This is a genomic window from Bradyrhizobium sp. T-1 (assembly GCF_053592855.1).
Genome location: NZ_CM132115.1, coordinates 6,992,909 through 7,019,325, shown reverse-complemented (window position 1 = coordinate 7,019,325; position 26,417 = coordinate 6,992,909). Strand labels below are relative to the sequence as shown.

The 26,417-nt window shown below is 64.5% G+C and carries 20 protein-coding genes; 11 read left to right on the top strand and 9 right to left on the bottom strand.

Annotation, left to right across the window (positions count from 1 at the left end; translation table 11 throughout):
- Positions 1-40 precede the first annotated feature (40 nt).
- Positions 41-682, bottom strand: a complete 642-nt coding sequence (locus ACWAT4_RS33490) for a helix-turn-helix domain-containing protein (RefSeq protein WP_212299994.1) — start codon at positions 680-682, stop codon at positions 41-43.
- A gap of 179 nt (positions 683-861) precedes the next feature.
- On the opposite strand from ACWAT4_RS33490, the gene ACWAT4_RS33485 reads away from it, so the two are divergent.
- From ACWAT4_RS33485 to ACWAT4_RS33470, 4 genes are read left to right on the top strand one after another with little or no spacing between them, the layout of a single operon-like run.
- Complete coding sequence (locus ACWAT4_RS33485) at positions 862-1,620, top strand: ABC transporter substrate-binding protein (RefSeq protein WP_212446036.1); 759 nt, start codon at positions 862-864, stop codon at positions 1,618-1,620.
- A gap of 24 nt (positions 1,621-1,644) precedes the next feature.
- A complete protein-coding gene (locus tag ACWAT4_RS33480) occupies positions 1,645-2,298 on the top strand; it encodes an amino acid ABC transporter permease (RefSeq protein WP_194406317.1) in 654 nt (217 codons plus the stop codon).
- Entirely contained in the window at positions 2,295-3,026 is a 732-nt protein-coding gene (locus ACWAT4_RS33475) for an amino acid ABC transporter ATP-binding protein (protein WP_449729105.1), read from the top strand. The genes ACWAT4_RS33480 and ACWAT4_RS33475 overlap by 4 nt, the downstream gene beginning before the upstream one ends.
- Before the next feature lie 13 nt (positions 3,027-3,039).
- A complete protein-coding gene (locus tag ACWAT4_RS33470) occupies positions 3,040-4,323 on the top strand; it encodes an NAD(P)/FAD-dependent oxidoreductase (protein WP_249154692.1) in 1,284 nt (427 codons plus the stop codon).
- Between the two features lie 53 nt (positions 4,324-4,376).
- On the opposite strand, the gene ACWAT4_RS33465 is transcribed toward ACWAT4_RS33470, so the two are convergent.
- Positions 4,377-4,595, bottom strand: a complete 219-nt coding sequence (locus ACWAT4_RS33465; RefSeq protein ID WP_449729104.1) for a hypothetical protein — start codon at positions 4,593-4,595, stop codon at positions 4,377-4,379.
- Between the two features lie 87 nt (positions 4,596-4,682).
- Complete coding sequence (locus tag ACWAT4_RS33460; protein WP_212299990.1) at positions 4,683-6,272, bottom strand: gamma-glutamyltransferase family protein; 1,590 nt, start codon at positions 6,270-6,272, stop codon at positions 4,683-4,685.
- A 118-nt stretch (positions 6,273-6,390) separates the two neighbouring features.
- On the opposite strand from ACWAT4_RS33460, the gene ACWAT4_RS33455 reads away from it, so the two are divergent.
- On the top strand, positions 6,391-7,164 hold the full coding sequence (locus ACWAT4_RS33455; RefSeq protein ID WP_449729103.1) for an enoyl-CoA hydratase-related protein: 774 nt from the start codon (positions 6,391-6,393) through the stop codon (positions 7,162-7,164).
- Positions 7,165-7,328: 164 nt separating this feature from the next.
- Here the strand turns inward: ACWAT4_RS33455 and ACWAT4_RS33450 are convergent, their stop codons facing one another.
- Both ACWAT4_RS33450 and ACWAT4_RS33445 read right to left on the bottom strand, forming a co-directional pair.
- A complete protein-coding gene (locus ACWAT4_RS33450; protein ID WP_212299988.1) occupies positions 7,329-7,502 on the bottom strand; it encodes a hypothetical protein in 174 nt (57 codons plus the stop codon).
- Positions 7,503-7,511: 9 nt separating this feature from the next.
- Positions 7,512-7,745, bottom strand: coding sequence for a DUF6894 family protein (locus tag ACWAT4_RS33445; protein ID WP_187437037.1), 234 nt, complete (start codon positions 7,743-7,745; stop codon positions 7,512-7,514).
- 207 nt (positions 7,746-7,952) lie between these two features.
- Between ACWAT4_RS33445 and ACWAT4_RS33440 the strand changes: the two genes are divergently transcribed.
- From ACWAT4_RS33440 to ACWAT4_RS33425, 4 genes are all read left to right on the top strand, one after another.
- On the top strand, positions 7,953-10,028 hold the full coding sequence (locus tag ACWAT4_RS33440) for a PQQ-dependent sugar dehydrogenase (protein WP_449729102.1): 2,076 nt from the start codon (positions 7,953-7,955) through the stop codon (positions 10,026-10,028).
- Positions 9,985-10,926, top strand: a complete 942-nt coding sequence (locus ACWAT4_RS33435) for an SMP-30/gluconolactonase/LRE family protein (protein ID WP_212299986.1) — start codon at positions 9,985-9,987, stop codon at positions 10,924-10,926. The genes ACWAT4_RS33440 and ACWAT4_RS33435 overlap by 44 nt, the downstream gene beginning before the upstream one ends.
- A 130-nt stretch (positions 10,927-11,056) precedes the next feature.
- Positions 11,057-12,082 carry a histone deacetylase family protein gene (locus ACWAT4_RS33430; protein WP_449729101.1) on the top strand — a complete coding sequence of 342 codons (1,026 nt, stop codon included), beginning with the start codon at positions 11,057-11,059 and terminating at the stop codon, positions 12,080-12,082.
- Between the two features lie 118 nt (positions 12,083-12,200).
- Positions 12,201-13,304: an ISAs1 family transposase gene (locus tag ACWAT4_RS33425; protein WP_212428606.1), complete on the top strand. Its 1,104-nt coding sequence runs from the start codon at positions 12,201-12,203 to the stop codon at positions 13,302-13,304.
- A 30-nt stretch (positions 13,305-13,334) separates the two neighbouring features.
- On the opposite strand, the gene ACWAT4_RS33420 is transcribed toward ACWAT4_RS33425, so the two are convergent.
- The 4 genes from ACWAT4_RS33420 to ACWAT4_RS33405 form a co-directional block, all read right to left on the bottom strand.
- Positions 13,335-14,315, bottom strand: a complete 981-nt coding sequence (locus ACWAT4_RS33420) for an LLM class flavin-dependent oxidoreductase (RefSeq protein ID WP_212426901.1) — start codon at positions 14,313-14,315, stop codon at positions 13,335-13,337.
- Complete coding sequence (locus ACWAT4_RS33415; protein WP_212426902.1) at positions 14,312-15,043, bottom strand: 4'-phosphopantetheinyl transferase family protein; 732 nt, start codon at positions 15,041-15,043, stop codon at positions 14,312-14,314. The genes ACWAT4_RS33420 and ACWAT4_RS33415 overlap by 4 nt, the downstream gene beginning before the upstream one ends.
- Positions 15,044-15,270: 227 nt before the next feature.
- Positions 15,271-15,438, bottom strand: coding sequence for a hypothetical protein (locus tag ACWAT4_RS33410; protein ID WP_212426903.1), 168 nt, complete (start codon positions 15,436-15,438; stop codon positions 15,271-15,273).
- Between the two features lie 140 nt (positions 15,439-15,578).
- Positions 15,579-22,007: an amino acid adenylation domain-containing protein gene (locus ACWAT4_RS33405; RefSeq protein WP_449729100.1), complete on the bottom strand. Its 6,429-nt coding sequence runs from the start codon at positions 22,005-22,007 to the stop codon at positions 15,579-15,581.
- 135 nt (positions 22,008-22,142) lie between these two features.
- On the opposite strand from ACWAT4_RS33405, the gene ACWAT4_RS33400 reads away from it, so the two are divergent.
- The gene (locus ACWAT4_RS33400; protein ID WP_212426905.1) at positions 22,143-25,607 is read left to right on the top strand and encodes an ATP-binding protein; all 3,465 of its coding nucleotides are present in this window, start codon (positions 22,143-22,145) and stop codon (positions 25,605-25,607) included.
- Entirely contained in the window at positions 25,604-26,398 is a 795-nt protein-coding gene (locus ACWAT4_RS33395; protein ID WP_449729099.1) for a protein-L-isoaspartate O-methyltransferase family protein, read from the top strand. Before ACWAT4_RS33400 ends, ACWAT4_RS33395 begins: the two co-directional genes overlap by 4 nt.
- The last annotated feature ends 19 nt before the right edge of the window (positions 26,399-26,417 follow it).

Here is a 26,417-nt window from a genome sequence, read left to right as displayed (position 1 = left end):
TCAGGATGACGGGGGGGAGTGTGCGTGGAAGCAGAGAGGCTTACGCCCCCGTCATGCAATTCACCCACAGCACCACGGCCTTCGCATCCTGCGCCGGATTGGAAAACCGGTGCGGCCGCCGGCTTGCAAAGCGAAAGCTGTCGCCGGTCTTCAGCGACCAGGTCTCGCTGTCCACGGTCAGCATCATCTCGCCTTCGAGTACGAGGCCGGCCTCTTCGCCATCGTGAGTGTAGAGTTCGTCGCCAGTTGAGCCGCCGGGCTCCAGATGCACAAGGAACAGGTTCAGCTTGCTGTCGGCACTCGCAGGGCTCAACAATTGTTTTGAGACGCCGGTCCGCCAAAGTTTCAGTTCCGGCCGCTGCAGCCCGCGCGTCACCACCCGGTCGGTGGCTCCGTCGGCGCTTGGGCTCGCGCCGAACAGGGCGGCGATGCCGACGCCAAGCACGTCGGCGAGCGTAGCCAGCACGCGCAGCGATGGCGACGACAGGCCGCGCTCGATCTGGCTGAGGAACCCGATCGAAAGCTCCGTGCGTGCTGCGACCGATTCGAGCGAGAACTGCCTGACACGCCTGAGATCCCTGATACGGCGGCCGACCGCGACGTCCATCGCGGGCTCGGCGGCTTTGGCCCTCTCGTTCTTCGCTGCTTTCCTGGCCGGCTTTGCCGCGGCCGGTTTGCGCATTCTTTTGCCACCGCTCACGTCAAACCGCTTCCTTCATGTGCATGAAAACCACTTGCATCGGCTGCGAAAGTGTGACCAAATTTTCATATTAGTGAAAATAGGCCGAAACGGCTTGGCGCGCAACGTTTGATCACGACACGCACGAGCGCCGCCATCGGCCCGGCCCGAAGGGGGATGCGATGAAGCGTTTTGGTCTGGCCGCAGTCGCGGCACTCGCAATTGCCGCGGTGACGCCGGCATCCGCGCAGCAGGTGCTGAAGGTCGGCTCGACGCCGACCGGCATTCCCTTCACCTTCCTCGACACCAAGACCAACTCCATTCAGGGCATCATGGTCGATCTCATCACCGAAATCGGCAAGGACGCCGGCTTCAACGTGCAGATCGAGCCGATGCAGTTCTCGGCGCTGATCCCGTCGCTGACGTCGAGCAAGATCGACATCATTGCGGCCGCGATGTTCATCACGGCACCGCGCAAAGAGGTCGTCGATTTCTCCGATCCGATCTACACTTATGGCGAAGGCCTGGTGGTGCCGAAGAGCGACTCGAAAGCCTATGCCACGCAGGATGATCTGAAGGGCGACACGGTCGGGGCCCAGGTCGGTACCGCCTTCGTCGACGCGCTGAAGAAGTCCGGCCTGTTCGCCGACGTGAAGGCCTACGACACCATTCCCGACATCCTGCGCGACGTGAACACCGGCCGCCTCAAGGCCGGCTACGCCGACTATCCGATCCTTGCCTACAATCTGAAGCAGGGCGGCTTTCCCGAGGTGCGCCTCGTCGACGGCTACAAGCCCGTCACCGTCGGCTCGGTCGGCATCGGCGTGCGCAAGGGCGAGGCCGCGCTGCTCGGCAAGATCAACGCTTCGCTCGCAAAGCTCAAGGCCAACGGCACCATCGACAAGATCCTCGACAAATGGGGCCTGAAGGCTCAGGGCTGATAGAGGCTGACTACAGGCTCTCCGATGAAAGGCTTCTGGCACGACGCTGCCGAGTTCTTCCCGATCCTGATGAACGGCGTCGCGCTGACGATCATCGTCACCATCGGCTCGCTGTTGCTCTCGACAGTGCTTGGCTTGATCTGGGCGATGATGCGGGTGTCCGGCATCAAGGCGCTGTCGATGCTCAGTGCCAGCCTGATCAACGTGATCCGCGGCATCCCGATCATCGTGCTGCTGTTCTATCTCTACTTCGTGATGCCCGATCTGGGCGTTACGCTGAGCGCGTTACAAGCCGCGATCCTCGGGCTCGGCATTGCCTACTCGGCCTATCAGGCCGAGAATTTCCGCGCCGGCATCGAGGCGATCGACAAGGGCCAGATCGAGGCGGCGCAGTCGATCGGCATGGGTTGGTGGCTCACCATGCGCCGCGTGGTGCTGCCGCAGGCGGTGCGCATCGTGCTGCCGCCCTACGGTAACGTCATGATCATGATGCTGAAGGACTCGTCGCAGGCCTCGACCATCACGGTCGCCGAGCTGGCGCTGCAAGGCAAGTTGATCGCGTCCTCGACCTTCAAGAACACCAACGTGTTCACGCTGGTGGCGCTGATGTATCTCACCATGAGCATCCCGCTGATCCTGCTGGTCCGTCACTTCGAGAAGCGGGCCGGCAAGCGATGATCGAGCTGAACGACGTCCACAAGAGCTTTGGCAAGGTCGAGGTGCTCAAGGGCATCACGGCTTCCGTGCAGAAAGGCGAAGTGGTCTGCATCATCGGGCCATCCGGTTCCGGCAAGTCCACCATCCTGCGCTGTATCAACGGTCTCGAAAGCTATGATCGTGGCGAGATCAGCGTCGAGGGCCTGAAGGTCGACCGTGATGCGCCGTCGATCGTATCGATCCGAACTCAGGTCTCGATGGTGTTCCAGCGCTTCAACCTGTTTCCGCATCGAACAGTGCTCGAGAACGTCATCGAGGGGCCGCTGTTCGTGAAGAAGGAGCCGCGCGCGCAGGCGCTCGATCGCGGCCGTACGTTGCTGGCCCGGGTCGGGCTCGCGGAGAAGGCCGACGTGCATCCGCCGCAGCTCTCCGGCGGCCAGCAGCAGCGCGTTGCGATCGCGCGGGCGTTGGCGATGCAGCCCAAAGCCATCCTGTTCGACGAGCCAACCTCGGCGCTCGATCCCGAGCTCGTCGGCGACGTCCTCGGCGTCATGCGCAAGCTCGCCGACGAGGGCATGACCATGATCGTCGTGACCCACGAAATGGGTTTTGCCCGCGACGTCGCCGATCGTGTGCTGTTCATCGATGGCGGGGTCATCGTCGAGCAGGGAGCGGCGAAAACGCTGCTCAACCAACCTCAGCATCCGCGCACGCAGGACTTTTTGCGCCGCGTGCTGCATCCGCTTTGATCGGTCTTCCATCATGACGCGCCTGCCTCTGCCGCCCTCGCTCTATGCCGACACCGCCGTCGCGCCGGTGGCCACGCCGCCGCTCGATACGGACAAGACGGTCTCCGTCGCGATCGTCGGCGGCGGCTACACCGGTCTGTCCACGGCGTTGCATCTGGCCGAGCAGGGCGTCGAGACGCTGGTGCTGGAGGCGCAGGAGCCCGGTTGGGGCGCGTCCGGCAACAACGGCGGCCATACCAATCCCGGCCTGAAGCACGATCCGGATCAGATCGAGGCCGACTTCGGCGCCGAGTTCGGCCGCCGCATGATCGACTTCTCTTACGGCACCGCGAATTTCACGCATGATCTGATCCGCCGCTATCAGATTCCTTGTGAGGCGCGGCAGAACGGCACGCTGCGCGCGGCCTATAATGAAGCGAGCGCTGCCGCGATTGAAGAGACCGCCCAGCAATGCATTCGCCGCGGCATGCCGGTGACGTATCTCAACCGCGAGCAGCTTCGCGAGATGACGGGCACCGATCGCTACATCGGCGCCATGCTCGACACCCGCGGCGGTGACTTGCATCCTCTCAGCTACGCCCGTGGCCTCGCGCGCGCCGCGATCTCGGCAGGTGCGAAGGTGCATGGCGGAACGCCGGCGCTGTCGCTGCGCCGCGACGGCTTGCGTTGGTGCATCGAGACGCCGCGCGCAATCGTGCATGCGGACAAGGTGTTGCTCGCCACCAATGGCTTTACCGACGATCTCTGGCCCGCGCTCCGGCGCACCATCGTGCCGGTATTCTCCTCGATCGCGGCGACCGCGCCGCTTTCCGACGACGTCGCCCGCTCGATCATGCCGACGCGACCCGTTCTTTACGAAAGCGGCCATATCACTGTCTATTACCGCATCGACCAGCACAACCGCCTCCTGATGGGCGGCCGCGGCCCGATGCGCTGGATCAACTCACCGAACGACGTTGCCTATCTGATTCGCTACGCCGAACGGCTTTGGCCGCAGCTCAAGGGCGTCGCCTGGACCCATGGCTGGAACAGCCGGCTCGCGATCACCAAGGACCACTATCCGCATGTGCACGAGCCTGCGGAGACCATCCTGATCTCGCTCGGCTGCAACGGCCGCGGCGTCGCGCTCTCGACCGCAATGGGCGCGCAGCTCGCGCGTCGGCTGATCGGTGGCGTCAAGGCCGAGATCGACATGCCCATCACCGGCATCAAGCCGATCCCGATGCACGCGTTCTGGCCGGTGGGCGTGACCACCGCCGTGATTGCGGGGCGCGTGCGCGACCGGCTCGGCATTTGAAGAAGCGCCGCTCCATAAGGGAGCGACGCCTTGCATGATTGAAAGATTGGATATCAGCAGCGGCCCTGCTTCCACAGGCCTGGCGGGCATCCGCGACCGCGCCAGCCGACCTTGCGTCCATGCGACCATCCGGGGGGCGTGCCGTGGTGGTGATGGCCCATCGCGTGGCCATGACCGTGGCCACCCCCGTGACCACCCCTGGCGAATGCCGCGCCGGGCATCGTGAAGCCGGCCGCGATGGTCAATGTTGCGGCGAGCACAAGCGTCTTCATCCTAATTATCTCCTTTAAGGCACGCATCTGTCCGTTCGATGGACATCGATCGTGGTGTCGCGCGCAAATATGGAGGAGTAGTGGCGTTCAGGCCTCCGCCACCGCGTCGGCCCAGGGCTGGAAGATCTCGACCGCGCCGGAGTTGACGTCGCCATCGCGCATCACCACGCTCGGGCAAGCGAACTTTTGCGGCAAGGCCTGCACCCGGCTCTCCTGATAGTCGAAGCGCGCGGCCAGGACTTCGCGGACTTCGGCAGGCAGGCGGGCATCGCCGAGCACGATTGCGCCTTCGCTGCAATCGATGCGGGGCTGATGAACGGCGGCATCGAGGTCCATGCCGAAATCCATCGCAAAGGACACCAGCTGCATCACCGAAGGCAGGATGCGCCGGCCGCCGGACGCGCCGACCGCGAGGCGCTTGCCGTCCCGGGTCTCGGCGATGACGGGCGTGTAGTTGCAGAGGCAGCGCTTGCCAGGTGCGAGCGAGTTGGTGGTGCCGGGCGTCGGATCGAACCACATGATGCCGTTGTTCATGGCGATGCCGCTGTGCGGCGTCACATATTTCGAGCCGAACGACGAGAGCAGCGTCTGTGTCACCGCCGCGATGTTGCCGTGGCGGTCGACTACGGAAAAGTGCGTGGTGCAGGCGGGCGCGAGATATTCGGCGCCGAGCGAGCGCTTGCCGTCGGCATCGCCCATGTCCTTGAGCCGCTCGCGGAAGGCCGCCTGCAAGGTGAGCGCGTATTCGACATAGGCGGCCGCATCCGGCGTGCCGGCCGGCTTCAAACTCTGCTGCAACAGGCGCAGCGCATGCGCCATGGTCGGGCCGGCCGTCAGCTCCGGGGTCGCATACACCTTGCCGTCGCGATAGGGGATTGTCAGCGGCTCGCGCAGATGCGCGCGGAATACGGCGAGGTCCTCGACCGACAGCGAGCCGCCATCGGCCTTGACGTCGGACGCGATGCTCTTGGCGAGATCGCCCTGATAGAAATCACGCGGTCCGGCCTCGGCGAGGTGCAACAGCGTCGCCTTCAAATTGTCCTGTGGCAATCGCGTCTCGGCCTCGATGCTCCAGGGCGCGCTTGGCGGCAGGCCGTCCTTCAAAAAGGCTGCCGCGCTTGCCGGATAACGCCGAAGATCCGTCGCCGCACCCGCGATCGTCAGTGTGGTCCACCAGTCGACGAGCAGGCCTTCGCCCGCGAGCGCTGCGGCTGGAGCAACCAGGTCTTTCCACGGCATAGTGGCGTAGCGGCGGTGCGCCTCCTCCATGCCGGCGACGACTCCGGGCACCGCAATCGAGCCGGGACCGTGAACGTTGCGATCGTCCTTCACTCGCGGCCAGGGAAACAGGTCGGAAGCGACACGGTCTCCGGTGATGGGATAATCGGCCGCGCGCAGGCTCTGTGGTGCGCACATGCCGTAGTCGATCACCTCCGTGCGATTGTCCTTGGCGCGGTAGAGCACCATCGCGCCGCCGCCGCCGATGCCGCTGTTCCAGGGCTCGAGCACGTTCAGCGCAAAGGTGGTCGCCACGATTGCGTCGACGCAGTCTCCGCCCGCCGCCAGCACCTGCGCGCCCACCTCGGCCGCCCGCCGCGATTGTGAAGCAACGATGCCGCCCTTGGATGTGACGGCGGGCTTGCGGACGGTTTGGTTGAGGCTGAATTGATGAGGCATGATGTCGCTTGTGCTTGTCTTCTGCTTGGCTTCGTTGCGTTGACCTTGAAGCTCTGCAATTGGCGGAGCATGCGAAGAATGGCACATTGACGCGAACGAGACCAAAGGGAGACGCGACATGGCAGGTGTGAAACAGGCGCGGGATGGCGCCGTCGGGATCTTGACGCTCGACGAGCCGGCAAGCCTGAATGCGATGACGCCGAACCTGCTCGGTGCGCTCGCCGCCGCTGTCGCCGAAATGACTGGAGATGAGGAGGTCCGAGCGCTGGTCCTCACCGGCGCCGGGCGCGGTTTTTGCTCAGGACAGAATTTGAAGGCAGCGGGAGCGCTGGGCGAGGACCTCGCGGCCGGCGTGATGCGGTTCTACTGGCCGGCTTTCAAAGCGCTGCGCGAATGCCGCGTGCCTGTCGTGGTTGCCGTCAATGGCGTCGCGGCCGGCGGTGGCTTCAGCCTCGCGATGGCCGGTGACATGATTGTTGCGGCGCGGTCGGCCAGTTTCATTCAGGTGTTCAGCCGCATCGCGCTGGTGCCCGATCTCGGCTCGACCTGGCTGCTGCCGCGGCTGATCGGCCGGCAACGCGCGCTCGAGCTCATGCTGTTGAACGAGCCGCTGACGGCGGAGCGCGCCCAGGAGATCGGCTTGGTGCGCCAGGTCGTCGACGACGCAAAGCTGATGGAGGAAGCGCTGACGCTGGCCCGCCGTCTGGCCGATGGCCCGACCCGGGCCCTGGTCGCCACCCGTGGCCTCGTCGAGGAGAGCGAGCATACCAGCTACGAAGCGCAGTTCCGCCGCGAAATCGAGCTTCAGGCCACCATCCGCACCAGCGCCGACGCCATCGAAGGCCGCAATGCCTTCGTCGAGAAGCGCAAGGCGAAGTTTACCGGTAGGTGAGGTAGGGCACGCTTGTTCGTCGTCATGGCCGGGCTTGTCCCGGCCATCGACGTTCTTTCATGCAGAGGCCAAAAACGTGGATGCCCGGGACAAGCCAGGACAAGCCCGGGCATGACGAATGGAGAGGCTAATTTTCAGGAAAGGGTGGCGAAGGCCGCAGAAACTCAGAGCCCGCGGTTCAGTCGGCTGGCCTGATATTTGGCGTGCCATTTCGGGCCAGGGCCACGCATGTAGTGCAGTTCGGGACGATAAGGGTTGCCCGCGATCTGTACCAATTTCTGCCATTTGCTGGCGACGAAGGTGAAGGGCTGGCGGAGCAGGGTCAATGAAGCGAACATGGCATCACCTCAATGGGGTTTGCCGAGCATGGCGGTGAAGGGGAGATCGAATATTTCCTCGCCGTCGTCGTCGCTGATATGGATCACCCAATCGCGCCAGTCTTCTGCGCCGGGCGTCTCGATCATCGAGCGCATGATCTGGGCGGCGCGGTCGCGCGCCTCGGTCAGATTGGCGACTGCGGTGCCGTAGCGATCGATCAGCGTGCCTTCGGCATTCGAGCAGTGGAAATACATCTGAACCATAGACGCCTCCTCTGGAAAGCGGTTTGGACGGCATATCGGTACCACCCGAAACGATCGAAAAATATTCGGGCCAAGCCCGGTAAGGGAATCTACGGAGGTTGGTCGGCATCACGCGTCCTTCGGGTTTGATCACAGGCCGGTGATGTCCAACTGGACGGGGCCTGCACGGCATGGAACAACCTTCGACCGAAAGTCGGGGGAGCCGCTGTGAATCAGCTCACATTCCAGGATGGACGGCGAAGCTTGCGTGCAGGTATCGCCACCTTGGCCGCAATCATTCTCGGTCTTGCCTCGCCCGCCGTGTCCGAACCGGTGAGGAAAAGCGGCTACGCGGTGGGAGCGGAAACCTGCGGCAGCGGCGATCTCGCCTTTCCCAAGCTCCGGATCGACATGAAGGCGGGCTTTTGCGCCGGCCTCGTTGCCAGCGAGGAGGACCATCTCAAATTTCCGCGGTCGATCATCCAGGTGCCCGGCCGTGACCTGTTCGTTGTCGCCGACATGGGCGGTTGGGGCCACGCCGATGGCCGGCTGCTTCTGCTGGATCCACGCGCGGCCGGCGGCCAGCGGTTCAAGGAGCTCCTGACCGGGATCGAATATCCGTTCGGCCTCGTGATCGGTCCGGACAAGAAACTCTACGCCTCGACCGCCGAGACCATCTTCCGGTTTGATCCGCTCGCGGACAATCCGCGCGGCACGGTCGAGACCATCATCCGTCACATGCCGGGCCGCCGCATCACTCTGCCGGATGGGACCAAGCTCGACGAGGCCGCACATCCGCTCAAGCAGTTCGTGTTCGATCGCAACGGGCGGCTGTTCGTCAATGTCGGCGCCCATAGCGACGATTGCATCACGCCGGCGCCGATCACGAGGCCATGCGCCGCGGCCGAAGGCGCCTCCGCGATGGCTGCAATCTGGCTGTTCACACCGCCATCACGCGGCGTCTTCCCGGCATTGAGGCCGAACGATCCCGATCCACCCCATACGATTTACGCGCGGGGCCTGCGCAATTCGATGGCGCTGGCGCTGCATCCGAATTTCCCGGACGCGGGCTACGCCTTCCTGCAAGGAGAGAACGGCCGCGACCTGCCCGATATCTTCAAGCCGAACGAGGAGATCAACGCGATCGAGCAGGGCAGGCATTACGGCTGGCCCTATTGTTACGACCTGTCGACGCCGAGCCCCGAGTTCAGGCTCGTGCTGCAATCCGGCGTGTACAAATCGCTGTGCTCGGCCAATGCGCTCTATAAGCCGCCGTTCTCGCTGTTGCCGCCGCACGGTGCACCGCTCGCGATGCTGTATTATCACGGGGCGAAATTTCCGGAGCTGGAAGGCAAGCTGCTGGTCGGCCTGCATGGCTATCGCCCGACTGGCAGTCGCATCCTCGTCTACGATGTCGACGACCACGGTTTTCCAAAGTCCGCTCCGGCCCCGGTGCGCTACCATGTCAGTTGTGCGGCCGATCCGACCCACAATTTTCAGACCGACGCCGGCGATGTCGCCGCCGCACCGTTCGAGGAGTTGATCGCAGGCTGGCACCGCGTCAATGGCGCGCGGCCGCAAGGCGCCCCCGTCGGCATGACTGTCGCGGAGGACGGTGCGATCTGGCTGGTCGAGGACAAGAACCAGACCGTCATCCGCATCGATCGCGCCGAGGGCGATCCGTCGCCGCCGCTGCCCTGCGATACGCGCAGCCAGGCGCTGATCGACCAGCTTGCCTCCTTCGTCGCCAAGGACGCACAGAACAAGATCCGGCTCACCAGCTTGCGCAAAAACCTCGTCGAAAAGCATTGCGTCGGCTGCCATTCCGATTTCGGCCTGAAGGCCGGTCAGTCCGATGCAGAAAAGGACGCGACCATGCTCCGTTTCATGCTGTCGCAGGACGGCTGGATTTATCCGGGCGATCCGGCGTCCGGCAAGCTGCGCACGCGGCTGCGCGGTATCGGCGCGGAGAAGCTGATGCCGCCCGGCGGCGAGAGCCTGCCGAAGACCGAGCCCGGTTACGCAGCTCTGCTCAATACCGCTGACCTGTTCGTCGCGAAGATGGTTCCGGGAACGCCGATGCGTATCAAGCCCGGTCTGCCGCAGCGCAAGTTTTTCAGCAAGACGAACAAGGAATGCGGCGAAATACCGGCCGCCAAGGTCGTCGTCGTGACACAAAGGAACGCTGTAGACAAACCGGGTTTCAGCCGGTTTTTCCGGCCGGCCGATCCTTACCTGAATGGCGAGTGCAGCGACGACGATGGCTATTACATCCGGCAGGAATTTCTGGTGCCTGTGCAGTAGCCTTCTGCTCGCCGTTGCCGCGCCGCTGGCGGCAGCCGAAACGAAACTGTTCGAAAGTGTGCAGGTCACGCCTGCGAGCGAATACACCTTCGGTATTGAAGGGCCTGCCGCCGATCTCGATGGCAACCTCTTTGTCGTCAATTTCGGCAAACCCGGCACGATCGGTAGATTGCCCGCGGGTGGTGCGGCCTCGGAAGCCTTCACGCAGCTGCCCGAGGGCAGCGTCGGCAACGCCATTCGCTTCGATCGCAACGGCACGATGTTGATCGCCGACTACAAGAAGCACAACATCTTTGCGATCCCGAAAGGCGGCACCGAACCCGGCGTCTGGTTTCACTCCGACGAGATGAGCCAGCCCAACGACATCACGGTCGCCCGCGATGGCACGATCTATGCGAGCGATCCGAATTGGAAGGGCCGCGAAGGCCACATCTGGCGCATTGCGAAAGCCGCCGACGGCTCGGTGCAAGGGCAGATCATGCCAGCGCCGCGCGCGATGGGTACCACCAACGGCATCGATCTCAGCCCCGACGGCAAGACGCTCTATGTCGGCGAATCCAGCAATGGCCAGGTCTGGTCCTACAGCATCCGTGGCAACGAGCTGATCGACGCGAAACTGGTCAAGGCGTTCCAGCCCGACACCATCGACGGCCTGCGCACCGACGTCGCCGGCCGCCTCTACATCGCGCGCATTCTCAAGGGCACGATCGCGCTGATGAAGCCCAATGGTGCAGTCGAGCGCGAGATTGCGCTCAAGGCCAAGGAGCCGACCAATCTCGCCTTCGGCGGCAGCGACGGCAAGACCGTCTTCGTCACCCAGCGCCAGGGCGGCTTCATCGAATCCTTCCGTACCGACCAGCAGGGCCGCGAGCACTGTCTCCAGCGTGGCCGCTGCTGAGCAATTCAGAGGCGACCTGCTTTTCGCGCAGGGCGGTGCCACGAGGGCGGCATTCTTCTTGCTTGCTTCCGGCGGCTGCAGGGATCAAGACAATCTGTGGCATCGTCAAAAGCGACCACGGAGTGTTTGAGTGAAAGCCGTCCATACCGAACTGCATCGCAGCCACGATCCGCAATTCTTCCTGGTTCGCGGCGTCGTCAAGCGCACCACCGAGCAGCCTGAGCGCGCCGATCGTCTGCTCAAGGGATTGAAGGACGGCAAGCATCAACTGGTCGAGCCGGCCACATTCGGGCAGGGCCCGCGCGCCCGTATTCACAGCCCGGAATATCTGTCGTTCCTGAGCGAAGCCTGGGACGCCTGGACCGCGCTCGGCGATTCCGGCCCGGAGATGATCGGTAACATCCATCCAGTGCGTCATGCCGCGACCTATCCCACCCACATTGTCGGCAAGCTCGGCTGGCACACCGCCGATACCGCAGCGCCGATCGGCCCGGGCACCTGGGCCGCGGCCTGCGCGGCGACGGATGTCGCGGTCACGGCGGCGCAGATGGTGATGGACGGTGAAGATGCGACTTACGCGCTCTGCCGTCCGCCCGGTCATCATGCTTATCGCGACATGGCCGGCGGCTTCTGCTTCCTCAACAACAGCGCGATTGCCGCGGCACATCTGCGGCTGAAGCACGAGCGCGTTGCGATCCTCGATGTCGACGTCCACCACGGCAACGGCACGCAAGGAATCTTCTACGCGCGGCCGGATGTCTACACGATCTCGATCCACGCCGATCCGACCGCCTATTATCCCTTCGTGTGGGGCTATGCGCATGAGCGCGGCGAGGGGGCCGGCCTCGGCGCCAATCTCAACATTCCGCTGGCGATCGGCACCGGCGACGATGGCTATAACCAGGCGATGGACGTCGCGCGCAAGGCGATCGAGGCTTTTACCCCCGGCGCCCTCGTGATCGCGCTCGGTCTCGATGCCTCCGAGCACGATCCGTTGAAGGGCCTCGCCGTCACCACGCCCGGCTTCCGCCGCATCGGGCAGGCCATCGCGAAGATGGGCCTGCCGACCGTGTTCGTGCAGGAAGGTGGCTATCTCTCGGATATACTGGGCGCCAATCTGACCTCGGTGCTGGCGGGGTTTGAAGAAGCAAGGTGAGGTCTCTTTTGCCTCTCCCCGCAAGCGGCAGGGGAATCGCATATGGATTTGCGACCCCTATTGCGTTGTTTTGTAAGATGGATTCTGAGAACGACTCCCACAAGGCGGAGGGAGTCGGATGGGAAAGTTCAAGAAGGCATTTCGGCGATTGTCGGACCCGCGTGCAGCGAACGCACGACACGATCTGCTGGAGGTATTGGTCATCGCCTTGGCTGCGGTGCTTTGCGGAGCAGAGACCTGTTCGGACATGGCGGAGTTTGGGCAGGCCAAGGAAGAGCTGCTGCGGCTGTTTCTGCGCCTGGAGCACGGGATTCCCAGTCACGATACGTTCAGCCGCGTGTTCCGTTTGCTCGACCCGGAGGCCTTCGAGGCGGCATTCCGCCGCTTCATGGCGGCGTTTGCCAAGACCAACCGGCTCGATCTCACCGGGGTGGTTGCGGTCGACGGCAAGGCGCTGCGTGGCGCCTTCGAGCGTGGTTCGCGCTACGAGCCTTTGCATCTGGTCAACGTCTGGGCGGTGGAAGCGCGCATGTCCCTTGCCCAGCAGAAGGCTCCTGGCCGCAACGAGACCAAGGGAGCATTGGAGGTCTTGGCACTGCTGTCGCTCAAAGGCAGCATCGTCACGGCCGATGCGCTGCATTGCCATCGTGCGATGGCCAAGACGGTGCTCGAGCGCGGTGGCGACTACGTGTTGGCGATCAAGGCCAACCGTGGACCTCTGTACAAGACCGTGGTCGCGCAGTTTGCCCGCTCCGGCGAGCGCAGCACAACCAAGAAGGTCGAGCCGTCCACCCACGATCGGCGCGAAGCACGCCGGGCAACCATCATGCGCAACACCAGCTTGGCTGCCGTCCACGACTTCCCGGGCGTCGTCGCGATCGGCCGCGTCACCTCGCGCAGGCAATTGCAGGGCAATCGTGCCGATCCGCCGGTCGTGCGCTATTATCTGCTCTCCAAGTTCATGTCCGCCAAGCGGCTGCTGCAGGTCACGCGCAGTCATTGGACCATCGAGAACCAATTGCACTGGGTGCTCGACGTCCACTTCGACGAGGATGGCAACCGGGCGAGATTGGACCATGCTCCGGAGAATCTCGCCCGCCTGCGCAGGCTCGCACTCAACATCCTTCAATCTTGCCCCGGCCCCACCTCCATACGTCGCAAAATCAAGCGCGCGGGGTGGGACAACAGCTTCCTCCTCGCCCTGTTCGGTCATATGCGATAGCCCTGCCGCAAGCGGGGCGAGGGACAAAAACTAGAACATCCCGCTCGCGGCCAGCGCCTTGCAGACGTGCTGCATTTCGGTCTCGTCCGCGACCATGTCGAGCATGACCGTGGTCAGGCCCTTCGCTGCAAACTGCTCCAGCTTCGCGCCGATCTCGGCATGGCTGCCAACGAGATAGGGGCAGTCGGCCTGGAAGGTGAGGTACGGCAGCAGCCAATAGCCATTGTCGGCGAGCTCGCCGCTCTGGCCCTCATATAGCTGCCGCTTCCAGACGGAATCCGAATTCTCTACGGTGAGCGCGAGCAGCTCGCGATCGTCAGGATTGTCGCGGAAGCGGGCTTTCGCCGCCTGCCGTGCCTCCTCGCTGCTCTCGCGTGCGAAGATTCCAAAATTCATTCCTGATGCGATGAGGCCACGATCGAGGTCGGGCGGCAGCATCTGCATCTTGATGCAGCCGGTCTCCTCGGCGACGCGCTGCGCCGCCTCCGATTGCCCCGCGATCAGAAATTCCGGCATCAGCTCGGCCGGCAGGCGCGGCCGCAGCTGCAGATTATTGGCGCGGTAGAACCGGCCGTTGACATTCACCGGGCGCGGACTCGCGAGCAGCTCACGCATCAATGCGACGAACTCGCCGAGCCGGACGTAGCGGTCGGCATGCGACTGCTCGTCGCCGAGCCCCTGCAAGTCACTGATCGCGGTGCCCGTGATCATGTTGAGATAGATCTTGCGGCCGTAGAGCTGCGCAAAGGACGACACGAACTTCGCCACCGTGAACGGGTGCATGTAGACCGGATTGACGGCGATCAGCGGCGAAGATCGCGTCGTCGCTGCCATGATGTGCTGGGCCATCGCCCAAGGCTCGACAAACACGTCGTTGCCTTCGAAAAGCAAAATGCCTTCGAACCCATTGCGGTCGGCAAACTCGGCCACCCGCATCAGCTCGCCGACATATTTCTGGGGATCGCGGTTGCGCGAGATTGCGGGAAAGACGCGCAGCCGCGCCACCATCACTCCGCCGCTTCCTGGAGCGGCCAAGCGTTGCGGGTGATGCGAAGGCCGCCGGCCGCGCGGGAGCCGTCGGCGATCGCCAGGCGGTGCGAGGGTGAGGGCGAGCACAGCGAGAAGCGCCAGCCGGCGGGATCGTCGGCGATATCCGGCTTGAAGCTGATCTCGATCGTCTCCCGCGACACCTGCATCGCAAATGCATCGAGCGGCAGATTGAGCCCAAACCCTCTGGCCTTCAGATAGGCTTCCTTCAACGTCCAATAGTCGAAGAAGCGCTCGATCGCAGCGCGTTCCGGCAGGCAGCGCAGCGTTTCGACCTCTTCCGGCGCAAAGAATCGGAGCGCGGTCGACAGCGGCGCGACGCGCCGCGATACGGTCTCAACGTCGACACCGACCGCCTCATGCTTCGATACGACGCAAGCAACGCAGCCGTCGGCGTGGGACAGGCTGAAATGCAGCGGCGCCGAACTCTTGGGCGCCGCGACAAAGGGCCGCCCGTAGCGGCCCGTCGAAAACGACCAATCGGTCGGCGCGACATCGGGAGCCGCGTACGAGAGCGCCATGCGCAACATCGCATGCGCGAAGATATATTGCCGCTGATGCCGCTCCAACATGAAGCGGTCAGCGCGGATTCGTTCGTCGACCGAGAGCAGCCGCCGGCACGCATCAACCGCGCCCGGCGAGTCAATGCTCTCGATCAGTCCGACAAACAATTCAATTCCGTCGTCTGCCATCAAATGGGCCCATAGCGTCAGGTGGAGGCCAAATCCGGCCCTGACCGAAGAATCAAGCGACCAGAGAGCAACTGAGCGAACCGCTTCTAGCGGCCCACTCCGGCAAATTCTTGTCGATTGCTGGCCGGTTTACAGGCGCAAGCTTATGCGAGACCCCAACTCGACAGGCGAGCGGCCAACTTGAAAATGAAATCTGAAGATTCGTGCAGCGTCCCGGCCGACGAATCTTACTTCTTCTTCTTGGCCTTTTTCTTCCCGCCCAGCATCGAAAGGCTGGCGTCGACGTCCTTCAGTGCGGACTGGAGCTTCTTCTTCTCGTCGGTGAGCAGCTTCTGCAGGGCCTTGCGGTCCTTGTCACTCAACGAGGTGCCCTTGGTAAATTTGATGAAACCCATAACACTCCCCCGGTTGAAAATAATCGTCCAAATCAAAACGCGAGAATCATCTTGCGCGCTGGCGCCAAATAATCAAGATGCAACTTGGTCATTCACAGCTCTGGCGCGTGAACCCTTATTCGCCTGTCCTGCACAACCGGTCATGCCGCTCGGCGATCGAGCAGCCGGTGGAGCGGCGCATTGGGTTGGGTGAGGGCGTCCTCCAGCAGCGTGACGAGATCCTCCATCCAGGCGCCGACCACGCCGCCGTCGAGCAGCTCGCGCTTGTAATTGCATGAACCCGTAATTCCGTTCGGGCGCTCCTTCAGCATCAGCGACAGCCAGGTTTGGTCGACCGGCAGCACCGGCTGGCCTTCGCGCGCGACGTTTCCGGTTGATCGCACCGTCACATTGGGCAGGTCGAGCGGCTGACGCAGCGGATTTTGCAGCGTGAAATAGACCTGGAGCAGCGAGGCCGGATCGATGCCTTCCTGCTCCAGATGATCGGCGAGGATGTTGAACGGCAGCTCCTGCCGCGTATGCGCATCGAGCACGCTTTGGCGCACCCGGCCCAAGGCCTGCGTGAACGACAGATCCGGCGTGATTTGGCTGCGGACGATCACGGTGTTCTCGAACGGGCCCACGATCCGCTCGGTGTCCGGCTGGGCGCGGTTGGCCATGGCGGTGGCGACCGCGATGTCGGTGCGTCCGGTCTGCGCCAGCAGCAGCGCCTTCAGGCCGGCGAGCAGACACATGAACAGCGTGGCGTTGTGCTGGCGCGCATAGGCCGTGAGGCGGGCGACCAGGTCGTGCTTCAGGCTGAGCGGATGATGGCCGCTCGATGCGCCCGGGCGGGCCTCGCCGTCAAACAGAGGAGCAGCATCGCGCAAATTCTCGGTCCAGTCGGCAGCCTGCCGGCGGGCCGCCTCGGTACCGCACCACCAGCGTTGCCAGCGTGCGACGTCGGAGAATGCGAGCGGCATCTTCGGCAAAGGCGCCGACGGATGGCCCATCAGCGCGGCGTAGCGGCTCGACAATTCCTCGAACAGCACGCCGATCGACCAGCCATCGGCGATGGCGTGATGCAGCGTCAGCAGCAAAATATGATCCTCGGCGTGAAGGCGCAGCAACCGTGCCCGCAGCTGCGGCGTCCGGGCGGCGTCGACCGGGGTAAAAGTTTCCTGCGCAATCAGGAGCTCGATCTTCCTGCGCTCGAGCGCCCTGCGTCGCTTGTTGTTGTGGGGCAGCCCGTCACCGATGGTCTCGACGGTCAGGACCGGGCCTAACATGGCTGGCGCATCGATGCGGCTAACCGGTTCCTCGCCGTTCCAGCCGAACGCTGTCCGCAATGATTCATGGCGGCGCACGATGTCGTCGATCGCCTGCGCCAGCAGGCGTGGATCGATCGGACCCTCAAGGTGGAAGGCGAAGGGCAGGTTGAACAGCGGCAGGTCGGGCAGGTTCTGCTCGATCCGCATCATCTGCTCCTGCGCGATCGACAGCCTTGGAGCTCCAGTTTCGGACAGGCGCGGAACGCCGGTCGCAGGCTCTTGTAGTTTCGTGGCCACGGCCTCGTCGACCCGCCGGGCGAGCTCCTCGATCGTCGGTGCCTCGAAAATCGTCTTGATCGGCAGCGAGACCCCGAGCGCACGGGCAACGCGCGCCATCGCCTGGCCAGCCAGCAGCGAATGGCCGCCAAGGTCGAAGAAATTGTCGGTGGCACCGAGGTTCTCGACCTTCAGCAGATCAATCCAGATGTCGGACAGCACCCTTTCGGTGAAGCGTCGCGCCGGCACCGCCGCCTCGGTCCCTGCGGCCTCGTGTTGCGCGGGTGCGAGCAGGGCGGAGCGATCGAGCTTGCCATGGGCATTCAGCGGCACCTGATCCAGGAACAGGAACGCCGACGGGATCGCGTGGCCCGGCAGCCGGCTCTTGAGGAAGTCGCGCAGCGCGTTGGCGCTGGTCTGGCTGTCGGATTTGGCGACAATATGGGCGATCAGCCTGACATCGCCATTGGCGTCGCGCCGCGGCTCGACGATGCCGGCGCGCACGCTTTCGTGGTCGGCAAGCGCAGCCTCGATCTCCTTGAGCTCGACGCGGTAGCCGCGGACCTTGACCTGAAGGTCGGCGCGACCGAGGCATTCGATCGTCCCATCGGCGCGGCGCCGGGCGAGGTCACCGGTACGGTACAGCCGGTTGCCCTCTGCGCGCGCGAACGGATCGGGGATGAAGCGTTGCCGGCTCTGGGTGGGATCGTTGATATAGCCGCGCCCGACGCCGGCGCCCCCGATGCAGAGCTCGCCAACCACGCCGATCGGCTGCGGCTCAAGATGAGGACCGAGCACGTAGAGCTGGGTATTGGGCAGTGGCGCACCGACGGGAACGTTGATCGATGTTGCGGCGGGCGCCTTGGTCAACCGATGCAGGGAGACGTCGTCGGAACATTCAGAAGCGCCATAGGCGTTGATCAGCGGCACCTTCGGGCAGCGGGCGAACCACGCGCGGCAAAGGTCGACCGGCAGCGGCTCGCCGGTCGAGATCAGAAGCCGTAGCTTGACAAAGGCGCGCTGCATGGGCGCCTCGTCGAGGCGTTCGAGGATCACGCGGAGCAACGAGGGCACGATCTCGAGGACCGTGATTCCCTCGCGTTCGATCTCCCGCGCCAGCAGCATCGGGTCCTGCACGACCGAATTGCCGCAGACATGGACGCGTGCGCCGGCCATGGGACCGGCAAGGAACTGCCAGACCGAGATGACAAAGCTCTGCGGCGCGGTCTGCGCGATCACGTCCTTAGGCGTGAGGCCCAGCTCGGAAATGAGCGATGCCAGATGGTTCGACAGCCCGCGTTGTTCGATCATGACACCCTTCGGCGCACCGGAGGAGCCGGACGTGTAGATGAGATAGGCGAGGCTCGAACTCGCGCGCCGCACCGCGCGCACCGGCCTGACCGAGTCCCGCGCCAGCGCATCCTTGATCTCGGCGACCTGGATGCGCGCAACCAGCGGCTCGAGCAGTGCGTCGACCATGGCGGCCTGCATGCGCCCCGTCAGCAGTACGGTTGCGCAGCTCGATCCGAGGATGGTTGCGAGCCGTGCCGGTGGCTGCTCGGGATCGAGGTTCAGGAAGGCCGCGCCGGCGCGCCGCACTCCAATCATCGCGGCGAGCAGGTCGGGGCCGCGATCCGCCAGCAGTGCGACCACCGCCTCCGCGCCAACGCCTTCGCGGGTAAGCCAGCGCGCGATCGCCTGGCTCCGGCGTGCCAGCTCGCGATAGCTCAGGGCGAGATGTCCATCGGATACGGCAATGGCATTCGGCGTCTTCTTTGCTTGCCGCTCAAAGCGTTCGCAGAGATTGCCGCGCGTGGTGAAATTGGCCGTCCGGCCTTTCGCGGGCAAGTTCCGGCGTTCCGCGTCCGTCAGCAGCGGCAGGCGCGAGATGCGCTGCTCGGGATTGGCGATGACCGCCTTGAGCAGGGTTTTGAATTGAGCGGCCATGCCCTCGATCGTCACCGCGTCGAACAGATCGCTGGCGTATTCGAAGAAGCCGGTGAAGCGGCCCTCGGCCTCGACCAGCTCGAGCGTGATGTCGAAGCGCGCGACTCTTGGGTCGACCTCCAGCCGGCGTGTCGACAGGCCGGAGAACCGCGCGGCCTCGATCGAGGCGTTCTGGAGGATGAACATGATCCGGAACAACGGATTGCCATCCGTCCTTCGTGCGATCTGCAACACGCGGAGGACTTCCTCGATCGGAAGGTCCTGGTTGCGAAAGGCATCGAGCGTGACCTGGCGCACCCGCCGCAGCATTTCGCCGAAGGTCGGATCACCGCCAAAATCGTTGCGCAGGATCAGCGTGTTGGCAAACAGTCCGATCAGGCGCTCGCTTTCGATCTGGTTGCGGTTTGCGATCAACGATCCTGTCGCGACGTCCTCATGCCCGGTATGACGGAACAGCAGACACTGGAACACCGCGAGCAGCGTCATGAAGGGCGTCACGCCCTGATCCTGGCTCAGCGTGCGAATGCCGGCCGAAAGCGACTTGGAGAATTCGAAATAATGACGAGCGCCGTGGCCGCTCCAGACCTCTGGCCTCGGCCGGTCGGTCCGCAGCGGCAGCGTGGTGACGCCGTCGAGCTGCGCCCGCCAGTAATCGAGCTGCTCCTTCGCTGCGGGAGATTGCGCCCAGCTTTGCTGCCACCGCGCAAAGTCGCGATATTGGAAGCTGGGTGAGGGCAGCTCCGCCGCGCTTTGCTTGCGCGGCCCGGAATACGCTGCGGCGAGCGCCTCCCAGAACAGCCGCTGCGACCAGCCATCGGTGACGAGATGATGGACGTTGACCACCAGCGCATGGCTTGATTTGTCGAACGAGAGTAGCGTGATCTTCAACGGCGGCTCGCGGGCGAGATCGAACGGATATTGCGCGAGCTTCAGCGCCTCGCGCCTGACGACCGCCGGCAGCCGGTGCGCAGGACAGGGTTCGAGCTTGATGCGCTCGAACCGCGGCAGCGTCTGAAGCACGCGTTGCACAGGCTCGCCCTCGCGTTCGACGAAGACCGAGCGCAGAGCTTCCTGGTTTGTGCAGATCGACGCGAGGCTCGCGCGTAGCGCTGCGACGTCGACCACGCCCTTGAGCAGAGCGACCTCGACGACATTGTAATTGTAGCGCGTCTGGTCCAGCCGTGAGAGCACATACATCCGCTGCTGCTGGAACGATAGCGGCGCGTCTTCCCCGGAAGTCGTCTGGCGCCATGCCGGCAGCATCGGATCGCGATGCGTCGTGGCCTCGATCCGGGCCGCCAGGGCCCTGACCGTGGCGCAATCAAAGATGTCCTCGAAGGAGAAGTCGACGTTGAAGCGCTCGCGCAGGCGCGAACGCATCTGCGTCGCCGCGAGCGAATCCGCGCCGAGTGCAAACACGTCCTGATCGACGCCTACTCTCGGAAGCTCGAGCAGATTGGCCCAGATCTCCGCGAGCTGGGCCTCCAGCGCGTTGCCCGGCTGCTGCTTCTCGTCGTCGTCATGTTCCGTTGAAATCAGCGCGGCCAGCGCGTTGCGCTTGACCTTGCCGCTGGCGCCCTTCGGCAGCGCGGCGACGCTGCCGATCAGGCTCGGAACCTTATAGGCGGCAAGACGTTTGCGCGCGAACTGGCGCAGTTGGTCGGAGGTCGCCCCGGAATCGGAACGCAGCACCACGACGGCGGCGACGTTCTCGCCGAGCTTTGTGTGGGGAACGGCGAAGACCCCGGCTTCCAGCACCGCCGGGTGGGCCAGCAGCACCTCTTCCACCTCCAGCGGCGACACCTTCTGCCCGCCGCGGTTGATGACGTCCTTGATGCGGCCGACGATGAAGAGATAGCCGTCGGCATCGAGATAGCCGAGATCTCCGGTCCGGAACCAGCCGTTGCGGAACGCGGCCTGCGTCGCCGCCTCGTCGTTGTGATAGCCACGGCTCATGTTCGGCCCGCGCAGCATGATCTCGCCACGCTCGCCGCTTGCAAGCGCGCGGCCGGTCTCGTCCATGATCGCGATCTCGGGACCCGCGGCGCGGCCGACCGAGCCGATCTTGCGCAACTCGAACGGATTGGCTGCGATCTGCGAGGCCGCTTCGGTCATCCCGTAAGTTTCGAGCACGGGGACGCCGAACGTCGTCTCCAGTCCGTTCAGGATCGCGGGTGCCAGCGAGGCCGAGGCAGAGCGGATCACGCGCAGCGATGACGATCGGACGCGGTCGGGGTCGGCTTCGGCCGCTGTCAGCAGCGCGCGATGAATGGTCGGCACGGCCGTGTACCAGGTCGGTTGCAGATCCCGCATCCAGCCGAAGAAGGACGGCGCGTCGAAACCATTGGTGCAGATCACGCTGGAGCCCGCCGCGAGTGCGGTCAGAAGGCCGGAGATCAATCCATGGGCGTGAAACAGCGGCAGCGCGTTGAGCAGGCGATCATGCGGAACGAGTGACAGCACGCGACCGGCATTTTGTGCGGAGAGACACACATTGCGGTGCGTCAGCGGCACCATCTTCGGCCGTGCCGCCGTGCCCGACGTCAGCAGGATGAACGCATCGTCCTCGGCGCTCGCGCCGCCATTCGTGCTGGCCGGACCGATCGTCGGGCCAGTGAATTCGCAGCCGCCGAGATCCGTCTGCGGCCCCGGCACGAAGTCGATCACAGCGATATCGAGCGTCTTGGCGACGTCGCGGCTTGCTGAGTTCATGTCGGCCCGCGTCACGAGCGCCGTCAGCTTCAATTCGCTAAAATAGCGTTGCAGTTCGTCCGCCGTCAGATCGGGATTGACGGGGACGCAGGCACAGGCCGAGGCAACCGCGATCAGAGCCAGCGCGCTGTCGGCTCCTCGCGGCAGCGCAACAGCGATCCGGTCGGAAGATGCAATGCCGAGCCCGCGCAGCGTTTGGACGAGATGTTCGATCCTGGCGCCGAGCGCGCCATAGTTGAGCGGCGGCCGGCCGGGGGCGAGCAGAGCGGGCGCCGTCGGCGTCGTTCGGGCGTGGAAGGCGAGAAGGCGGCCGACAGTAACGGCTTCGGCGCCGAGGCCGTCCGATCCCTCTTGCTCCCGGGATGCAATCCCCGACAATGCCATTCCTTTTTGATCCGATTGGGCTATTCTTCCCAAGAGTTAGGGAATGCGTCCAGTCCGAGGTGAAGTTTGGGCCCCAAAATCTGTGGTTGAGGGACCTTAAGCCCTTCGACGGAGAGAGTGTCGGGCGGGATCACCATGCTGGAGAAAGAGGCCGAGACGGAAGTCGGATTGAAGCGCTGGCTCGAAGGCGTCGGTCTTGGCCACTACACCGACCTTTTCGCGCAGCACCGCCTCGATCTGGACGTCATGGGGGACCTGACCGAGGCGGATCTTGCCGAGCTCGGACTGCCGCTCGGCGATCGCAAGCGGCTGCAGCGAGCGATGGCCGCGCTGTTTCAGGCCGAGACGGCGGAGGCGCCGGTCGCACCCGCGCGCCCGCCGGCTCGTACCGAGGTCGGCGCCGAGCGGCGTCAGCTCACCACCATGTTCTGCGACATGGTGGACTCCACCGCGCTCTCGGCCCAGTTCGACCCCGAAGACGTGCGCGACATGATCGCGAGCTTCCGCGAAACCTGCGTGCGCGTGGTCAAGCATTACGAAGGCTTTGCCGCACGCTTCGTCGGCGACGGCATTCTGGTCTATTTCGGCTATCCGACCGCGCATGAGGACGATGCCGAACGCTCGGTGCGCGCCGGGCTCGAGATCGTGCGGGTGCTCTCGACGGCGCGCGCGATCGAGCCGCGCGGTGCGCTCAGCCATGCTCCCGCCGTTCGCATCGGAATCGCGACCGGCCTCGTCGTGGTCGGCGACCTCGTCGGCCATGGCACGGAAGAACGCGATTCCGCGGTCGGCGAGACCGTCAATCTTGCCGCGCGTCTGCAGGCGCTGGCGCCGCCCAACGGCGTGGTGATCTCCGCCTCGACGCAGTCGCTTCTGAAGGGCAAGTTCGACTATCGCAATCTCGGCGCCCATGCGCTGAAGGGCATCTCGGAGAAGGCCCAGGCCTGGCACGTCGTGCGGGCCACGCGCGTGGAGACCCGCTTTGCCGCTGCCATGGGCACGCGGCTGACCCCGCTCGTCAATCGCGAGGAGGAAATCGCGCTGCTGATGGGGCGCTGGCAGCAGGTCAAGGACGGCGATGGCCAGGTCGTCGTCAAGTTCGGCGAGCCCGGCATCGGCAAGTCGCGCATCATCCAGGAGATTTTTGAAAGGATTTCGGGCGACCGGCACGGGCAGGTCTCGTTCCAGTGTTCGCCCTACTACACCTCGACGGCCTTCTATCCGTTCGTCGAGCAGCTCAAATTCTCGCTCGGCCTCGACCGCGAAGATGCGTCCGCGTTGTCGTTGGCGAGCCTGGAGACGGCGATTGCTGCGGCCCACGGCGATATCGAGCAGGTGGCGCCGCTGTTTGCTGCCCTGTTGTCGATCCCGACCGGGGAGCGCTATCCGCCGCTCGATCTGTCGCCGCAGCAGCAAAAGGACGCGACTGTCGCGGCGCTGGTCAATCACTTCCTGGGCCTCGCGCGCGAGATGCCGCTGGTGATGGCCTTTGAGGATCTGCACTGGATCGATCCGACCTCCCGCGAGGTGGTCGATCTGCTGGTCGACCGGGTGCAGAACCGGCCGATCCTTGCCATTATCACCGCGCGCTCCGAATTCCAGCCGAGCTGGAACGCGCATTCGCATATCACCACGCTGGTGCTGAACAGGCTCAGCCGGCCGTTGCGCACGACGCTGGTCGAGCGCGTTGCCGGCAGAGAGCTTCCCAAGGAGGTCGTCGAGGAGATCATCGTCAAGACCGATGGCGTGCCGCTGTTCCTGGAGGAGCTGACCAAAACGGTCCTTGAATCCAATCTCCTGACCGAGCGTCACGGGCGCTACGTGCTCTCAGGTCCGTGGCGGCAGCTCGCGATCCCGGCGACGCTGACGGACTCGCTGATGGCGCGGCTTGACCGGATGGGGCCGTTCAAGCGGATTGCGCAGATCGGCGCCACCATCGGCCGCGAGTTCTCCTACGAGACCCTGCACGCGGTCGCGAGCACGCCGGCGGAGCAGATCGAGGCGGCGCTGACGCATCTGGAGGAGGCGGGGCTGATCATGCGTCGCGGCCATCCGCCTGACGCGCTCTACTCCTTCAAGCATGTGATGATCCAGAACGCGGCGCATGCAAGCCTGTTGCACAGCGAGCGTCGCAAGCTGCATGCCAGCATCGCCCAGGTGCTTTCCGAGATGTATCCGGAGAAGACCGAGCGCGAGCCGGAGCTGCTCGCTTATCATCTCACCGAATCCGGTCAGAGCGAGGGCGCGGCGAGCTTCTGGCTCAAGGCCGGCAAGCAGGCGGCGAGGAGCGGCGCCAACCTGGAGGCGATCGGCCATCTGCGCCGAGGCTTGAGCGTGGTGCAGGCCAATGCGCGCATGCAGGGGGCCGACGAGATGGAGCTGGAGCTGCGCATTGCACTCGGCAATGCGTTGATCGCCGCCAAGGGCTACGCCGTGCAGGAGGTCGAGGAGAACTACATCCGCGCCCTCGAGCTTGGCCAGCAGCTCGACGACGACGAGAAGGCCTTTGCCGCCACCCGTGGGCTCTGGGTCTGCCATTTCATCCGCGCCGACCTCACCCGCGCGCACGATCTCAGCGTCGAGCTGTTGAAGTTCGCCAAGCGCGAACGACTGAACGAGCGGGCGGAGCCCGCGCAGCAGACCGGCTATCTGATCGAGGCGCACCGCTCGATCGCGATGACGATGCTCTATCGCGGGCGCTTCGCGGCCGCGCAGCATCATCTGCACCGCTGCATCGATCTCTACAGTCCCGATCTGCACTCCGATTTGATGGAGCGTCACGGCACCGATCCCGGTGTCGTCTCGCTGTCCTATCTCGGCTACCTTCTCTGGTTCCTCGGCCAGCCCGATGCGGCGCGCCAGCACAGCGAGCAGGCGATCCAGCATGCGGAGAAGATCCGCCATCCCTTCTCGCTTGCCTTCGCCTTGGTGTTCGGCGCCTATCTCTGCCAGCACCTGCGCGATATCGAGGGCACGCGCGATCACGCCAACCGCGCCATGATTATCGCCACCGAGCACAATTTCCTGCACTGGAAGCAGCAGGCCACGATCCTGCGCGGCTGGGCGCTTGCGCAGCTCGGCGAGGCCGAAGAGGGCATCAGCCAGATGCGCTCCGGCCTCGACGAATACGAGGCAATGGATTCCTGGCTTGCCGGCTGCTGGTTCCGCTGCCTGCTCGCGGAAGCCTATGCCAAGGTTGGCATGCGCGATGCCGCCCTGCGCGCACTGGATGGTGCGCTGGCGACCGCGAGACGGACCGGCGATCACTCCTACCTTGCCGAGGTCTATCGCCTGCAGGGTGAGATCACCTTGTCGGACGGCAATCCGGCTTCGGTGCAGGATGCCGAAGATTTGTTCGCCCTGTCGCTGGAGACGGCGCGCAAGCAGGGCGCGTTGTCCTGGGAGCTCAGGACCGCTATCAGCCTTGCGCGGCTGTCGCATGAGGCCGGCAAGCGCGAGCATGCGAGCCTTCTGCTCCTGCCGATCGTTGGCAAGTTCAACGAGGGCTTCCTGACGCCGGACCTGAAGCTCGCCATGCAGCTCGTGCACGAGCTCGGTGGCGACACACCCGCTCGTCCGCAGGCCGATCCGGTGAAATGAGCGATTTGTCCGCTGCGCGGGCGCGCTATGTCGAACTGATTGCAAAGCGGGAACGGATCTCCTCGGCGCGCCTCCTCGCAGCCTTGGCGGCGGTGCCGCGCGAAAACTTTCTGGCGAAGGGGCCGTGGCGCATCAAGAGCGAGGCGGCGCGCAGCTATCGCCTGACACCCGATGCCGACCCCGTCCATCTCTACGACAATGTGCTGGTCGCCATCGACGCGCGCCGCAAGCTCGACACCGGACTGCCAAGCCTGTGGGCGCACTTCATCGATGTGCTCGACGTCGGAGAGAAGAACCGTGTGGTCCAGATCGGCTGCGGGCTCGGCTATTTCTCGGCGATCCTGTCGGAGATCGTGGGCCCGAGGGGCCGGGTGGAGGCCATCGAATGCGATGAGCGGCTCGCAGCGCGCGCAGCGGCTTATCTTCGCCCCTATCCGAATGTCGGGGTTATCAGCGGCGATGGCTGCCGGGACATCAGCGAGCCGGCCGATGTCATCATCGTGCATGCCGGCTTCTCGCATCCGCATCCGCTCTGGCTTCAATCGCTCCGCCCGCACGGCCGCCTGCTGGTGCCGCTGACGCAACGGGACCGTGAAGGTGCCGCCCTCAAGATCACGCGCAAGGGCAGGGCGTTCGAGGCCGAGGCGGTGCAGCAGATCCGGATCTTCCCTGGTCAGGGCCGTGGACTCACGGCGCTCGACGATCGCGTTGCCGACTGGTGGCAGCGGGCATCAACCCTGGCGCCGCTGCGCTTTCGCGGCATCGCGCAGGGGCTGCCGTCGGATGGCTAACAATGCCTTCCTGCGTTAG